The organism is Shewanella sp. Actino-trap-3, from assembly GCF_002836275.1.
GTDB classification, from domain to species: domain Bacteria; phylum Pseudomonadota; class Gammaproteobacteria; order Enterobacterales; family Shewanellaceae; genus Shewanella; species Shewanella psychromarinicola.
Genome location: NZ_PJCE01000001.1, coordinates 2721566 through 2738501, shown reverse-complemented (window position 1 = coordinate 2738501; position 16936 = coordinate 2721566). Strand labels below are relative to the sequence as shown.

At 43.3% G+C, this 16936-nt stretch carries 10 protein-coding genes; 5 read left to right on the top strand and 5 right to left on the bottom strand.

Annotation, left to right across the window (positions count from 1 at the left end; translation table 11 throughout):
• Nucleotides 1-21: 21 nt before the first annotated feature.
• The 4 genes from CXF80_RS11630 to CXF80_RS11615 form a co-directional block, all read right to left on the bottom strand.
• Nucleotides 22-4530, bottom strand: coding sequence for an EAL domain-containing protein (locus CXF80_RS11630; protein WP_101033020.1), 4509 nt, complete (start codon nt 4528-4530; stop codon nt 22-24).
• Between the two features lie 220 nt (nt 4531-4750).
• Nucleotides 4751-5674 carry an acyltransferase gene (locus tag CXF80_RS11625; RefSeq protein WP_101033019.1) on the bottom strand — a complete coding sequence of 308 codons (924 nt, stop codon included), beginning with the start codon at nt 5672-5674 and terminating at the stop codon, nt 4751-4753.
• A gap of 6 nt (nt 5675-5680) precedes the next feature.
• The gene (locus CXF80_RS11620) at nt 5681-6577 is read right to left on the bottom strand and encodes an acyltransferase (RefSeq protein ID WP_101033018.1); all 897 of its coding nucleotides are present in this window, start codon (nt 6575-6577) and stop codon (nt 5681-5683) included.
• A gap of 79 nt (nt 6578-6656) precedes the next feature.
• Nucleotides 6657-8180, bottom strand: coding sequence for a YifB family Mg chelatase-like AAA ATPase (locus CXF80_RS11615; protein ID WP_101033017.1), 1524 nt, complete (start codon nt 8178-8180; stop codon nt 6657-6659).
• 366 nt (nt 8181-8546) lie between these two features.
• Here CXF80_RS11615 and CXF80_RS11610 point away from each other — a divergent pair, with 366 nt between their 5' ends.
• Nucleotides 8547-9854, top strand: coding sequence for a hemolysin family protein (locus tag CXF80_RS11610; RefSeq protein WP_101033016.1), 1308 nt, complete (start codon nt 8547-8549; stop codon nt 9852-9854).
• Nucleotides 9855-9873: 19 nt separating this feature from the next.
• Here CXF80_RS11610 and ilvY read toward each other — a convergent pair whose 3' ends face one another.
• A complete protein-coding gene (gene ilvY / locus CXF80_RS11605) occupies nt 9874-10746 on the bottom strand; it encodes an HTH-type transcriptional activator IlvY (protein ID WP_101033015.1) in 873 nt (290 codons plus the stop codon).
• 197 nt (nt 10747-10943) lie between these two features.
• Between ilvY and ilvC the strand changes: the two genes are divergently transcribed.
• The 4 genes from ilvC to ilvD all read left to right on the top strand — a co-directional run bounded on the left by ilvC (nt 10944) and on the right by ilvD (nt 16936).
• Nucleotides 10944-12425: a ketol-acid reductoisomerase gene (gene ilvC / locus CXF80_RS11600; RefSeq protein WP_101033014.1), complete on the top strand. Its 1482-nt coding sequence runs from the start codon at nt 10944-10946 to the stop codon at nt 12423-12425.
• A 600-nt stretch (nt 12426-13025) separates the two neighbouring features.
• Complete coding sequence (gene ilvG / locus CXF80_RS11595) at nt 13026-14711, top strand: acetolactate synthase 2 catalytic subunit (RefSeq protein WP_101033013.1); 1686 nt, start codon at nt 13026-13028, stop codon at nt 14709-14711.
• Nucleotides 14708-14965 (top strand): acetolactate synthase 2 small subunit, encoded by a 258-nt coding sequence (gene ilvM, locus CXF80_RS11590; protein WP_101033012.1) that lies wholly within the window; start codon nt 14708-14710, stop codon nt 14963-14965. The genes ilvG and ilvM overlap by 4 nt, the downstream gene beginning before the upstream one ends.
• Before the next feature lie 111 nt (nt 14966-15076).
• Nucleotides 15077-16936 (top strand): dihydroxy-acid dehydratase, encoded by a 1860-nt coding sequence (gene ilvD, locus CXF80_RS11585; protein WP_101033011.1) that lies wholly within the window; start codon nt 15077-15079, stop codon nt 16934-16936.

The window sequence follows — 16936 nt, the reverse complement described above, 5'->3', positions numbered from 1 at the left end:
AAATGGAGCTTTTATTTTGTCTTAAAAATGACTAATGGCAGCTTTGTCTTTGGTTAATAATACCAGGCAATCAACAGCGTTCAATGGCTTGCTGAGCAAGAAGCCTTGCACTTGATCACAGCCTCCTTCACGTAAGAAATTTAATTGTGCTTGGGTTTCAACCCCTTCAGCCACAACCTTAAGTTCTAAACTATGAGCCAAGGTAATAATGGCGCTAGTGATTGCTGCATCGTCAGGATCTTCAGTTATATCTCGCACAAATTCTTGATCAATTTTCAAGGTATCAATTGGGAAGCGTTTCAAATAGCTTAAGCTTGAGTATCCAGTGCCAAAGTCATCTACTGCGATGGTTAACCCCAAGGCTTTGAGTTGTGACAGCACGGTGACTGATTCTTGTGGGTTACCCATAATCATTGATTCAGTTAATTCTAGCTCTAGGGCACTTGCCGGTAGCCCAGATACTGCTAATGCGACCTCTATCATCGAGATAATATCGACTTTTAACTGTCTGGCAGAAAGGTTAACGGCAACAGAGATATGCTCAAAGCCTTGTTGGTGCCATAGTGCCAGCTGACTACAGGCTTGGTTAATCGCCCAGTGACCAATCTGATTAATGATGCCGGTTTCTTCCGCAAGTGGGATAAACTCAACCGGTGAAATCAAGCCAAGTTCTGGGCTTTCCCAACGCATTAAGGCTTCAAGGCCGATAATTTTTTCGGTTTTTATATCGTATTTAGGTTGATAAACTAAATATAGCTCATTGTTTTGCATTGCATTTTTAAGGCCAGCTTCTAGTTCGACGTAGCGTGTCGCATATTGGTTTAATTGTTTGGTATAGAATTGGAAGTTATTTCTGCCCAGTGATTTAGCGTGATACATGGCGGTATCAGCGTATTTTATCAACGAGGTCGTATCTTCTGCATCTTCAGGATACAAACTGATACCAATTGACGGTGAGATAGTCAGAATTTTATCGTCAAGCAAATAAGGGCTTTGGAATGCATTTAACACTTTTTCAGCAATAATAGTGGCGGCTTTCGTTTTTGCTACCCCTTCTAAAATAATGGTAAATTCATCACCGCCTAAACGTGCAACGGTATCGCCATCTCGTACCGCATTTTGTAGGCGATGGGCGACGGCTTTAAGCAGTAAATCACCAATGTGGTGTCCCATTGAGTCATTGATATGTTTAAATCGGTCAAGATCTAAAAATAACAATGCCACTATACTATTTGAACGATGTGCTTTAGTGACCGCTTGATTGAGCCTGTCTTGGAATAGCGTACGATTAGGCAATCCAGTCAGTGGATCGAAGTTAGCCAGTACCCGTAAATCTTCTTCCGCTTTTTTTCGTGCGGTAATATCGGTGAATACGGCCACAAAATGACTTGTCTCACCTTTGTTATTAATAACTTGGTTTATTTCCAACCATGCAAGGATACCGCGACGGTCGCGAGTTCGAATGTGTATTTCGCCGGCCCAATGCTTGTGTCTTAAGAGCTGAGCTTCAACTGAGTTATAAAACTCGCGAGATTGCTTACCCATGGTTAAAAATAAGAAATGCTTGCCGACAACATCACGGTGTTTAAAGCCGGTAATGCGGCTAAAAGCTGGATTAACGGAACGTATTTGGTAGTCAAGTTCGCCGACGACAACCGCTTCATTCATGCTAAACAATACTTGTGACGATAGTTTTAACTCGTTTTCGGTCAGCTTACGGCTAGTAATATCTTTATGAGTGCCCGCCATTCGCACTGGGATATTATTTTTATCTCGTTCAACAATTTGACCTCGGTCTAGTACCCAGGCCCACTCTCCAGGTTTGGTTTCTACGCGGTACTCGGCTTCAAAAAACTCACTGTCACCATTTAGATGATCGTTAAGCAGTTTTTGCACTCGAGGCCTGTCTTCTGGATCAATATTTTTAATCAATAATTGATCTTCTAACGATAAATTCATCGGCTCAATTATGTTGGTTCGGTAAACTTTGCCCTCTTTGATATTCCAGTCCCACATGCCATCGCCCGAAGCCCAAAGCGCCAGTTTTAGGCGCTCTTCAGAGGCGCGAATACTGCTGTCAAACTCACGTTGTTTAGCCAACTTTTTCTGTTTTGCAGCAAAAAACCAAATAATAAATAATAACCCGGCTGTCACATACAGTGCATAAGCCGCGTGAGTCATATAAATCGGTGGCACCACTGACACATCCACATTCAGGGTGTATTGACTGTATTTATTAGTCCCTAATGCATGGCGAACCATTAATCGGTACTCACCTGGTGGTAAGTTGGTATAGGTGATTTCGTTCCCATGGGATAATTCACGCCAATCGATATCATAACCGTCTAAAAAATAGCTAAAACGGCTTAATTCAGGGTAACTAAAATTAAGCGATCCGACTTCAAAACTGATGAGTTGCTTTTCATAAGGCATGGTAATGTGGGGAGCATGGCTTAAGTCGTGAATAGGGTGCTGGGTGTCTCCAATAGTGTATTTTGTCAGCGCTAGTTTGTTCTCGGCTCTCTGAATTGGAATAGTGGTAGGGTTAAAATGGTTAAGGCCTCGAATACCGCCAAACCATAAGGTGCCGTTTGCTTCTTTAAACTTGGCCGCACCATTAAACTCATTAGCTTGCAGGCCTTCGAATTTGTTATAGGAAATAAAGCTTTGATTACTAGGGGTAAAACGTGAAACGCCCGAGTTAGTACTTAGCCACAAATCGTGTTTGTCGTCTTCTAAAATAGCGTAAACCGTATTACTACTGCCATCAGCGTTGACGTCCATTCGTTGAAATTTAAACGTACCGTATTCTAGGGTTAGTTTGTCTATACCACCGTGAGTGGCCACCCAAAAGTCGCCATTTTCGGCCAGTAAAAAGTCTCTAACGCGGTTGTCACTGAGGCTATGTGGATTGTCGGGGTCATGATTTAGAAAGTCGAGCTTTTGTTCTTCAGCCGAGAGCCTTACCACTCCGCCCATTGTTCCTAGCCATAAATAACCTTGGCTAAAATAGAGCTTAATGATTTGGTATTTGAACGGCGAAAAGTCAGCTTGAAAACCGAAGTTATAGGCCATCATGCGGTTAGTATACTCAGAGATAAAATACAAACCTTGCGAGCTTGCTATCCATAAACGATCTTTGTCATCAAAGGCTAAACTGCGTATCTGAGTATCGGCATGAAACTGTTCGTTTGCAGGTTTGATTTGCTGCAGGGTGTTACTCTTGTCTAGGGTAAATAGTCCCACATTGGTGGCAAACCACAGTAAACCTTGTTTATCTTGGACAATGTCATGCACTGTTAACGATAATTGTTCTACTGGTATCGCGAGTGACTGTGCAAATAACTCATTGATGTAGTGATATTGGTTATCATGAGGGACCAAATATTTGAGCCCAGCACCATCGGTGCCTATCCACAGGCGTTGCTGCGTATCCCGAAAAATAGTGCGGATTATGTTTGCCATGCCAGGGGAATTGGTTTGGTCATCGTAAACGTGGCTAAAGTATTGATGGCTGAGATTAAGCTTATCGATGCCCGAATACCCCGTGCCAATCCATAGGGTACCGTTTTGGTCTAGCATTAGGCTTTGTAGGGTATTGGCACTGATGCTATTAAGTTTTTGTGGATTATGCTTATAAACTCTGCTGTGCCACTGACCATCAATAAAGTCGAGTTGGAACAGGCCTGTATTAGTTCCAATGGCAAAAATCTGATTGGCATTTATCACCACTAAGTCCGTAATCTTACGGCTGTTGCCATAATTATTATCACTAGACCATATCAGTTCTTTTTGTTGAGTATCTAAATTGTAGCGCCAAATTTGATTATCAATGGCCAGCCAAACAGAATAAATTGAACTTGACTTGATTTGATTTACTGTCTTGTTAACGGGAATATCAAGCCGAATAATGGTGTTACTATCAATGGAAAATGTGCCATGAGATTCAGTGCCGACGACAATGTACTTATCATCAACATTGGCAATACTGGTAATATTAGGGGTGATGTTATTCGCTAAACTGACGGGAATAATTTTTTCTGTTTTTAGGGAGAGTATGTACAGACCTGAACGCGTTCCTACCCATAAGGTGTCGCCAATGACTGCAAGGTGGGTCACCTGAAGTTCTGTTAAACCTTGATTTTGTTTGAACTGAGTGAATTTCCCGCTAGTGAGATTGAGTCTATTGAGGCCATTATTGAAGGTGCCTACCCATAAATCCCCATCGGGCGATTGCAAGATGTCGGTGATCAAGTCTCCCGATATAGAATTACTGCTTTTTTGTTGTTTTAAGTATAAGGTAAACTCAACGCCATTATAGCCGTGCAGACCGTCTTGAGTTCCTATCCATAACATCCCCGAACTGTCCATAAACAGGCGAGTAATCGTGTTTTGATTAAGGCCTCCTTCTGTATCGAAGTGGTCAAACTTTACTTCGGTTAGACCGTTATAAGGATCATTTTTTTGTGCTGCAACAGACACCGAAAAAATCAATATTATGACCAATATTAGCCTGTGTGCTAACAGCATGAATACACGAAAATTCAAATTTCACCTATAAAAACTTCATTGATAAGGCTGCGATAAATTCTAATTATATTAACAAAAAAACGCTAAATTAAACCTTACGTATTCAGTTGTTAATTAATTTTAAGAATTGAGTTATAGATAAACTCTTTTTCCTTCTAAAACTGACAGTTTTACACGTTTAACGCAACAGAAAATCGTCATTTGTCGGTTTTTTGACGATTTAATCACTTTGATTACGTTGTTGCTGTAGGTAAGCTTTTTTTATGTCATCAATTTGCTGATCTTTATCTAGCCAAAGTCTATTTAACCAGCGCTGAAATTCGACACGGGTTTCCGGGCTTGAAAAATAGATCTGTGGGTCAACTCGCGGCACCGGGAGTACTTCAACACGCATAATCACTTTTTTGGTACGTCCATGCATGACATTAGCCAGTACTTTTTCCGATGTTTCTGGATAAACCAAAGTGATATTTAACAGGCTGGTAAACTGTTCGCCCATCGCAGATAGCGTGAAGGCAATGCCGCTGGCTTTAGGGCGTAATAAATGGCGATACGGTGAATTCTGACGCAGACGCTTCTCTTCGGTAAAGCGACTGCCTTCAACATAATTAATAATCGATGTTGGCATGTGTTTGAAACGTTCGCAGGCTTTGCGGGTCGTTTGAAGATCTTTACCTTTCAATTTTGGATTCTTTTTCAGCTTAGCCGCACTCGTTCGGTTCATAAACGGCATGTCCAGCGCCCAGCAACCTAGGCCCATTATTGGCACATAGAGCAGTTCTTTTTTTAAAAAGAATTTCAACATTGGAATGTGGTTACGTAATACGTACGTTTGGGCGGCAATATCAAAGCCACTGACATGATTACTGATCAGTAAATACCAGCCGTTAGGGTCAAGTTTATCGAGCCCTTTTACATCCCATTCAATATTTGAGATTAAATATAAAATGCCGCCGTTACATGTGGCCCATGACCACATTAAACGATTCATTATTCGGGTTAATAGTCTGCGTGCAAGCAAGAACGGCAGTAATAATTTTGCCACGCCGCCAATGGTTAACAATGAGCTCCATACTAGGGTATTGATGATCAATAGCGACAAACTGATTATAAATAGTACCGGCCCAGGTAAAAAAGTCAGCATATATTGTTATACCTTTGGCTTTGCGTCAGTAATGAATTGTTGTAACTGTTGATCTTTTTCAACCCATAGCTGATTTAACTGTTCTTGGAATTCGATTTTAAATTCGCGGTCTTTTAGGTAATCACCCCGCATATTCTTTGGGATGTCAGTGATTTTGATATCCACTCTAACGTCAGATAGTTCGCCACAAATATATTGCCAATACGTAGGAACGATGTCTGGATAATAGATGGTCACATTAACGAGCTTATTGATGTGCTCCCCCATAGCCGATAATGCAAAAGCCATCCCGCCAGCTTTAGGCTTTAGCAGGTGTTGAAAGGCAGAGTTTTGTTTATCATGTTTAGCCACACTAAATCGTGTGCCTTCAACAAAGTTCATTATACTGACTGGCTTGGTTTTAAATTTTTCACAGGCTTTGCGAGTAATTTCAATGTCTTTGCCTTTCAATTTAGGGTTTTTTCGCAATTGTGCAGTGCTGTAACGGCGCATAAACGGAAAGTCTAATGCCCACCATGCTAGGCCGAGTACCGGCACAAAGATCAGTTCTTGTTTGAGGAAAAACTTTAAAAATGGAATGTTGCGATTAAATACTCGTTGCAAAATGAGGATGTCGACCCATGATTGATGGTTAGCAATGACCATATACCATTCTTTTTCAGAAAACGATTGATCGCCAGTGACATGAATACGCATCGGATGAAAAATATCTTCAATGATAGTATTAGTGCTTATCCATGCTGTCGCGCAATTATCGAGAATATAACTACAGACTTTTTGAAAAATGCCAATCGGGATCAACTTTACAATACTGAACATCAAGATGGGGATTGTCCAAAAAATGGTATTAAATAAATAGCATAAGAATGCAATTGAACCTTTGATTTTCGAAAGCGGCGACATTTTTCTCTCCTATTAAACGGATGGCTATGTTACTAGGAGTCGCTGATTTGCTCAATCAATACGATAGGTTAAATTACGTTTATTGTTGATTCAATTTTGCTAGTAATCGGTCCATTGCCCGATAACCAAGGGCTTGAGCAATGTGATTGCGCTCAGTGGTAGGAGATTGCTGCAAGTCGGCAATGGTGCGTGATACGCGTTGAATACGATGAAAACTGCGAACAGATAATCCTAAGCTCACGACACTTTGTTCCAAAAAAGCCAGATCTGCTTGAGTAATCCCCCCATCTTGTTTGAGTTGCTTTGGGGTTAATTCACTGTTTAATACCCCAGAACGGCTGAGTTGTTGATCGCGCGCTTGTTTAACGCGCTTGGCTATTTCAACACTAGACTCACTGGGTTGGTGTTGTTGGGTTAAGGTGCCGGCAGGAAGTTTGGGCACGTCTACGGTTAAATCGAAGCGGTCTAAAAAAGGCCCCGATAAACGTGATAAATATCGCTGAATTTGATCGGGCGTTGAACGCGCGCGTTCAGTATCGCCACAGGGGCTTGGGTTCATGGCGGCGATGAGTTGAAACCGACTCAAAAAGGTCAATTTTGCTGCAGCGCGTGAAATTTCAACTTGGCCGGTTTCCAACGGCTCTCGCAGACAATCTAGTACCTTACGAGGAAACTCCGCTATTTCATCAAGAAATAAAACCCCGCGGTGCGCTAAGGATATTTCCCCTGGTTTGGGGTGGCTACCGCCGCCAATAAGTGCAATCGATGAGGAGGTATGATGCGGCGATCGAAAAGGGCGGTTAAGGAAGTTTTGTGGTTTGACATGTAATCCGGCGACAGAATGGATCGCCGCCACTTCAATCGCTTCGTCGTAGGTGAGCGGGGGTAATAACGGAATAATTCGATTGGCTAACATGCTTTTCCCTGTCCCTGGGGGGCCTATAAATAACATGTTATGTCCTCCGGCTGCCGCGATTTCAAGCCCTTGCTTGGCTTGATACTGGCCAATGACATCACTCATACAAAGTGATGATGATACTAGAGGCTGCTCTTCAATCCACTCGGGTAAGGTATCGAGTAACGGTAATTGTGCCTGGCCGTGTAAAAAGGCTGCCAAGTTTTGTAAGTGGGCGACAAAATAACTGTGATGATAACCAACGAGTTCTGCTTCATGACGGTTTTCGATGGGCATAAAAAAATGGTGCTGATCATTACGTGCCGCAATAATGGCAGGCAGCAATCCACAGCAAGGGCGAATTTGACCTGAAAGTGCCAATTCACCGACAAACTCACATTGGTGTAATGCTTTGGCTGGGATTTGATTTGACGCCGCGAGAATACCAACCGCAATGGGTAAATCATAGCGGCCACCTTGTTTAGGTAAATCGGCTGGGGCGAGGTTGACGGTAATGCGTCTTTGTGGAAATTCAAATCCTGCATTAATCAATGCACTTCTGACGCGCTCTTTGGCTTCTTTGACTGAGGTTTCTGGTAACCCCACTAGATTAAACGCCGGTAAACCATTGCTTAAATGTACTTCAACAGTCACTCTCGGCGCTTCTACACCGCAGCTTGCTCGGGTAAATACACAGGCTATCGCCATTAACAATTCCTTTTGTTTGAATAATATACAAATGAATGGGTTGCTACAGTCTAGCAGCGATGTGTTTTTTTGCGTGATAAAGGCTAAATAAGTCAGATAAAGTTAGCTTTGTAAGCTAGTTTAAATCACTGATGTTGAGTAGAATACCGTCGCTTTATCGTTCGCGGGGACTGATTATAAATTGGTCTGTTGTCGTGAAACGCAATAATGATATTTCACCACTGGTTATTTCTATCTGTATTGCACCGTTAGCCAGATTAATTTTAATGTTAATAAATGGCTGAGGTCTTGCATTTGTCCATTTTGCAACAAAGATATGTACATACATTCCTGATATTTTGGCTAGTACTCAGGTAAAGGTAAACTATGAGCCTCTCTGATAATTTATTGATCATCTTGTGCCTAATAGGCATAAGTTGTTTTTTTTCTATGTCTGAAATTGCACTCGCGGCATCACGAAAGATGCGCTTGCAATTAATGGCTGATGAAGGTGATTTACGTGCCGCTAAAGTGCTGAAACTGCAGGCGCATCCAGGCAGTTTTTTTACCGTAGTGCAAATTGGACTTAATGCAGTGGCTATCATGGGCGGTATCGTCGGTGAATCGGCCTTTAGACCGCATTTTGAACAACTACTGTTGCCTTTATTAGGCAATGAGTGGGGCTTGCAGCTGAGTTTTGTGTGTTCATTTGTTACCGTCACCTCGTTGTTTATTCTATTCGCTGATTTGATGCCGAAACGGATTGCAATGGTGATCCCTGAGCAAGTGGCCGTTACTTTTGTGATGCCCATTATTCTATGCATTAAAGTATTAAAACCGTTTGTGTGGATTTTTAATGGCTTGGCTAATGCTATTTTTAAATTATTACAAGTGCCTACCGCGCGTAATGACCAAGTGACCCATGATGATATCTACGCCATGATGACCGCTGGCACTGAAGCCGGTGTGATGGATAAAGGCGAGCAGCAAATGATGGAGAACGTGTTTGAAATGCAGTCTGTGTCGGTGACCTCGGCCATGACGGCGCGTGAAAGTTTAGTGTATTTTTTACTGCAAGATACCGAAGAAGACATCAAGCAAAAAATTGCTAAAAATCCGCATAACAAGTTTATCGTTTGTGACGGTCAACTGGACATGATCAAAGGATTTGTTGATGCAAAAGAGTTGCTGATCCGAGTGATTAATGGGCAAGATATAACCTTAAAAGGCAGCACGCTTGTACATAACTGTTTAATTATTCCTGATACCTTAACCTTATCTGAGTCGATGGAGTATTTTAAGAATAATCGATCTGACTTTGCGGTGGTGATGAACGAGTATGCTTTGGTTGTCGGTATTGTGACCACCAACGATCTACAAAGTGCCGTTATGGGCGCGTGGTCATTGCATGAAAGTGAAGAGCAAATTGTTGCCCGTGATGGTAATTCTTGGTTAGTGGATGGCGTGACGCCCATTACCGATGTGATGCGCGCATTTAATATTGAAGTGTTTCCACATAATCAGAATTACGAAACCATTGCCGGTTTTATGATGTACATGCTGCGTAAAATTCCCAAGCGTACTGACTTTGTCAATTACGCGGGTTATAAATTTGAGGTGGTTGATATTGATTCTTACAAAGTCGACCAACTATTGGTTACCCGTTTAGACATTGATGCACCGCCATTACCTTGAGTAATTCATATTCGCCCCATTAAATAATCTCTAAGAACGCACTAATGATCGGATCATTGGTGCGTTTTTCTTTGCAGCAACAGCCTAATTCAAAAGGGGGGATTGGAATTGGCGACGATAAGATTTGAATACGCTCTCGCACCGGACTATTGTGGATCACCGCCTCTGGGCTAATACCAACGCCACAGCCTAAGGCGACCATAGAGACAATGGCTTCTTGGCCAGAAACTTGAGCATATATGTTGGGTTTGATGCCCATTTGCTTAAACCACAAATCAATCCTTTTTCTGCCTGGACCATGGTCAGGCACGATATAGGGTAGCTTTCCCCAATCAATTTTTGCTTGGTTTACCCATTGCTGTACTTGGCATGGCATTGTGGGGGCAATAACTGATATTGGCACCTTATCAATCGGGGTAAAATGCAAGCTGGCGGGAAACGCATCAGGCAATGCAATAATGGCAATATCGGCGCGATTCTTTTGAATTTGATTGACCGCATTAGCCGGATCCCCAGTATTGAGATTGATATCGACATGGGGATGCTCACGTCTAAATCGGTCTAGCAGCGCCGGTAAATGGCTATAAGCTGCGGTAACCGAACAATACAAATTAAGATTGCCGCGTAAAAACTGCTGACTTGGGTCGATACGGTTACGCAGCTGGGTCCATTCCGATAATGTCTGCTCAGCAAAACGCTTAAATTCTATGCCTGCGTGGGTAATGGTGACACTGCGATTGTCACGTTCAAACAATTTGCTGCCCAGTTCCTCTTCTAAACGCTGTAAAGCGCGGCTTAATGTCGATGGGCTGACATGAGATTGCTCCGCTGTTTTGGCAAAATGCAGGCTATCGCATAAGTGTAAATATAATTTAAGAGAGCGAATATCCATCACAGCACCTTATAGCACGCATTAGGTTAAGTATTAGGTTATGTATTCTATGTTGCATTAATTGCAACGTGATGTCCCGAATATATCATTTTAAGCAATCATATGCATGCGCTATAGTGACGTTAATCACAACGTTTAAGGTCGCTGACTTATAAGATGTTGTGTCCCCAATTACTAAATATTATAGGTGGTATCAGATGGCTAACTATTTTAACTCTCTGAATTTACGTCAACAATTAGCTCAACTAGCACAATGCCGGTTTATGAACCGTACTGAATTCAGTGATGGTTGCAACTATATTAAAGATTGGAATATTGTGATTTTAGGTTGTGGTGCTCAAGGCCTTAACCAAGGTTTAAACATGCGTGACTCAGGCCTGAACATTTCTTTTGCCTTACGTCCGCAAGCAATAGCAGAAAAGCGTGCATCATGGCAAAAAGCGACCGATAACGGTTTTACCGTTGGCACCTTTGAAGAGCTTATTCCTGCAGCTGATTTAGTGTTAAACCTAACGCCAGACAAGCAACATACTAATGTTGTTAATGCGGTTATGCCATTAATGAAGCAAGGTTCTACCTTATCTTATTCACATGGTTTCAATATTGTTGAAGAAGGCATGCAAGTTCGTGCTGATATTACTGTCATCATGGTTGCGCCAAAGTGCCCTGCTACAGAAGTACGTGAAGAATATAAGCGTGGTTTTGGGGTACCGACATTGATTGCCGTGCACCCAGAAAACGACCCAAACAGTGACGGTTTAGCGATTGCTAAGGCTTATGCCAGTGCTACTGGTGGCGATCGTGCAGGCGTATTAATGTCATCGTTTATTGCTGAAGTTAAGTCGGACCTTATGGGCGAACAGACCATTTTGTGTGGCATGTTACAAACCGGTGCCATTTTAGGTTACGAGAAAATGGTGGCTGACGGTGTCGAACCGGGTTATGCCGGCAAGTTAATTCAACAAGGTTGGGAAACGGTAACCGAAGCGCTTAAGCATGGCGGTATTACCAACATGATGGATCGCTTATCAAACCCCGCTAAAATCACAGCATTTGATATGGCTGAAGAGTTAAAGGTTATCCTTAAGCCATTGTTTGAAAAACACATGGACGACATTATCAGTGGTGAGTTTTCTCGCACTATGATGGAAGATTGGGCCAATGATGATGCTAATTTATTGCGTTGGAGAGCGGATACTAACGAAACCGCGTTTGAAAATGCCCCTGTATCATCTGAGTATATCGACGAGCAAACCTATTTCGATAAAGGTATTTTCTTAGTGGCGATGATCAAAGCCGGTGTTGAATTGGCGTTTGATACCATGGTTGCCGCAGGCATTGTTGAAGAATCGGCTTATTATGAGTCGCTGCATGAAACCCCTTTGATTGCCAACACCATTGCGCGTAAACGTTTATATGAAATGAATGTGGTGATTTCAGATACAGCTGAATACGGTTGTTACTTATTTAACCATGCCGCAGTGCCTATGCTACGTGATTATGTTAACGCTATGCCATCTGAGTACTTAGGTGCCGGTCTTAAGGAACAAGCAACTGGTGTTGATAACCTTCGCTTAATCGACGTAAATGAAAAAATTCGTAATACAGAAGTTGAGTTTATCGGCGCTGAATTACGTGGTTACATGACTGATATGAAGAGTATTGTTGAAGCGAGCTAACGTATAAAGTGATTGGTGAAGTACCCGCTTAGTTGTTTGCAGCATGTTTATGTTGTCGGACAGGCATCAATCGTACGGTTCATCTTGTCAATTGGGCTGTTGGGAAAACAAATCGTTAGATTGTTGTTAAGTGACTGTTGTTAATTGATTGTTAATTGATTATTAACAAGTGATTAGTCACTTAATAACACGCTTATAGTTTTTGTGGTTGTTTGCATTGTCTCGGCAGGGAAGCTGAATTTTTTTACAAAGTAGATTTTTTAGTTGTATTGGGTAATTCTTTTATGGTACTTATTTAAGTACGCCATAAAGGTTGTGGTTAAATACCACTAAATAAATCAACAAAGATACCTAGGATACAGTCGATAATATGTTAAACCACGCAACCATACTCATTCTCGAAATTATTACCGTAGTGATTATTAAATCACCGCGGGGGTGGCGTTTTGACAACTAGACTGACCTAAGAGTCACACAGATTGCAAAAACCCCCGCTCCGAAAGGACCGGGGGTTTTTTAGTTTTAGCCCTAAGTAAAAATAAAATACCTAAACATTTCACAGTAGAGCAGCAGATACATTGACGAAGTAGAGAGCAACATATGGAAGCAGTACAGAAAATGCGCGGCGCTGATGCAGTAATTAAAGTACTAGCAGCACATGGTGTGACAACCGTATTTGGTTATCCTGGTGGGGCGATTATGCCAATCTACGATGCCCTTTATGGCGGTCCGGTAGAGCACTTGCTTAGCCGTCATGAACAAGGCGCCGCGTTTGCTGCGGTGGGGTATGCTCGTGCGAGTGGTAAAACAGGAGTGTGCTTTGCTACATCCGGTCCTGGCGCCACTAACTTAGTCACCTCACTCGCCGATGCTCTGCTTGACTCTGTTCCGCTAGTGGCCATAACCGGTCAAGTCTCTAGCAGTGTGATTGGTACTGACGCATTCCAAGAAATTGATGTATTAGGCATGTCGTTGTCGTGCACTAAACACAGTTTTATGGTCACCGACATCAATGAGCTTATTCCTACCTTATATCGCGCATTTGAAATCGCCGCAGCAGGACGTCCTGGTCCGGTGTTAGTTGATATTCCAAAAGACATCCAACTGGCTTCATTAGAATACAAAACACCGCTTCAAAGCGTTACCGATGAATTACAACCCCAAGTCAGTGAATTAGACGCTGCAGCAGCGTTAATTAAGCAGGCTAAAAAACCTATGCTGTATGTCGGTGGTGGTGTTGGAATGGCTGGCGCGGTTGCGCATTTACGTCAGTTTATCGCAGCCACAGGCGTCCCCTCGGTGGCGACCTTAAAAGGCTTGGGCAGCATTGCACATGGTACTAAAGGTTATTTAGGCATGTTGGGCATGCATGGTGGCAAAGGCGCAAACCTTGCAGTGCAAGAATGCGATTTATTAATGGTAGTAGGTGCACGCTTTGATGACCGTGTTACCGGTCGCCTTGCCAGTTTTGCCAGTAATGCCAAAGTATTGCATTTAGACATCGATGCTGCCGAAATCGGCAAGTTACGCCAAGCTGACGTAGCGATTGCAGCCGAGTTGAGCTTGGTGTTACCCGCATTAACGGCCGCAGTGACTGGCCAGCTTGATATTGGTCAGTGGCAAGCAGATGTTGAGGCGTTATCTCTTAAGCACCAATGGGACTACCAACATCCGGGTGATTTAATTTATGCCCCAGCGATGTTACGTCGTTTAGCCAATAAATTACCTGAAGACAGTGTGGTTGCCTGCGATGTGGGTCAACATCAAATGTGGGTGGCGCAGCACATGTGGTTCCGTCGCCCTGAAGATCACTTATCAAGTGCAGGCTTAGGCACCATGGGTTTTGGCTTACCCGCCGCGATTGGCGCTCAAGTTGCGCGACCCGATGCGACTGTGGTCACGGTCTCTGGTGACGGCTCGTTTATGATGAACGTTCAAGAATTAACCACAATCAAACGCCGTAAGTTGCCGGTAAAAATCCTACTGATGGATAATCAAAAACTCGGTATGGTTAAACAGTGGCAACAACTGTTTTTTGAAGAGCGCTACAGTGAAACAGACTTATCTGATAATCCTAATTTTGTCCTTATGGCATCAGCATTTGATATACCAGGTCGAACGATAACGCGTGCCGATCAAGTCGAGCAAGGATTAGAAGATATGTTAAACAGTAGTGGTCCTTACATGCTGCATGTGTCGATTGATGATGCCTTTAACGTGTGGCCTTTAGTACCACCGGGTGCGAGTAATAGTGAAATGATGGATCAAATGGAGAAGCAAACATGATGCATGCATTAGAAATAACCGTTCAACATTGCCCTGAAGTGCTTGAACGCCTACTACGTGTTACTCGCCATCGTGGGTTTACAGTCACCCAAATGCAAGTGCGTATCAATGACGATGCCAGCATGGCAGTAGACTTATGGGTTGAGGCCGAACGTGCCATTGAACTGCTGAGTACCCAGTTAGACAAATTAATCGACGTGACTCATTGTAAGGTGTTATCTGCGATACCGTTAAACAAGGTCGCCAACGGCTAGCGCTTACGATTGAGCCAAGCACGATTTAGTTAGATACTATTTAGTTAGAGATTATTTAGTCGTTATTGGAAAAACCGCTAACGAGCACTGTAGTAAACAAGGATATTTGTAATGCCCAAATTACGTTCAGCAACCAGTACCGAAGGCCGCAACATGGCAGGCGCCCGCGCACTATGGCGTGCCACTGGAGTGAAAGAAAATGATTTTGGTAAGCCCATTATCGCGATTGCCAATTCGTTCACTCAGTTTGTGCCTGGCCATGTGCATTTAAAGAACATGGGGTCATTAGTTGCCGGCGCCATTGAAGACGCGGGCGGTATTGCCAAAGAGTTCAACACCATTGCCGTAGATGATGGTATCGCTATGGGTCACGGTGGCATGTTGTACAGTCTACCGTCACGTGAGTTAATTGCCGATAGCGTCGAATACATGGTCAATGCCCATTGTGCTGATGCATTAGTGTGTATTTCTAACTGCGATAAAATTACTCCTGGCATGTTAATGGCGGCGTTGCGGTTAAACATCCCGGTAGTCTTTGTGTCGGGCGGTCCAATGGAAGCGGGTAAAACTAAGTTATCTGATCAAATTATTAAGCTTGATTTAGTTGATGCGATGGTAGCGGGTGCCGATACCAATGTCAGCGATGAAGACAGTAAGCAAATTGAGCGCAGTGCATGCCCTACTTGTGGTTCGTGCTCGGGAATGTTTACCGCCAATTCAATGAACTGTTTGACTGAAGCTCTGGGATTGTCGTTACCAGGTAACGGCTCTATGCTGGCAACTCATGAAGATCGTCGTGAATTATTTTTAGAAGCCGGTCGCCGCGTAATGAAGTTGGCTGAGCGTTATTACAAGCATGACGATGAAACAGCATTGCCGCGCAATATAGCCTCATTTAAATCGTTTGAAAATGCCATGGTATTAGACGTTGCTATGGGCGGGTCATCTAATACTGTGTTGCATTTAGTGGCCGCGGCGCAAGAAGCCGAAATTGACTTTACCATGGCGGATATTGACCGCATATCGCGCTTAGTGCCTCATTTATGTAAGGTTGCGCCATCAACGCCTCAATATCATATGGAAGATGTCCACCGTGCTGGTGGGGTGATGGGTATTTTAGGTGAGTTAGACCGCGCGGGTTTATTGCATAACGATGTGCCGCATGTGGCCGCTGATGATGGCGGCGATTTAAAATCAGTGTTAGCCAAGTACGACATTAAACAGACTAGTGACCCTGACATTATTCGCTTTTTTAGTGCTGGCCCGGCAGGTATTCCAACCACTAAAGCATTTAGTCAAAATTGTCGCTGGGACAGTGTCGATGATGATCGCGAACATGGCTGTATTCGTTCGCGTGAGTTTGCGTTTAGCCAAGAAGGTGGCCTAGCCGTATTGTCAGGTAACGTTGCCGTTGATGGTTGTATTGTGAAAACAGCAGGGGTGGATGAGTCTAATTTAACCTTTGTTGGCAATGCCCGTGTGTATGAAAGCCAAGATGATGCAGTAGCCGGCATTTTAGGCGGCGAAGTGATTGAAGGTGATGTGGTGGTGATCCGCTACGAAGGCCCAAAAGGCGGCCCAGGTATGCAGGAAATGCTCTATCCAACAACTTATTTGAAATCGCGTGGTTTAGGCGCTAAATGTGCATTAATCACCGATGGTCGTTTTTCCGGTGGTACCTCAGGTTTATCAATTGGCCATGTATCACCAGAAGCGGCGTCAGGTGGCACTATTGCGTTAATTGAAAATGGCGATCAAATTGCCATCGATATACCTCAGCGTAGTATTCAACTTAATGTCCGTGATGAAGAGATTACTCGTCGCCGCAATGCTATGGATGCCAAAGGTCCGTTAGGTTGGAAACCGGTTTCTCGCGAGCGTTATGTTTCATTAGCACTTAAAGCCTATGCATTACTGGCGACCAGTGCTGATAAAGGTGCTGTTCGTGATCGTTCTAAGCTGGAGGGGTAA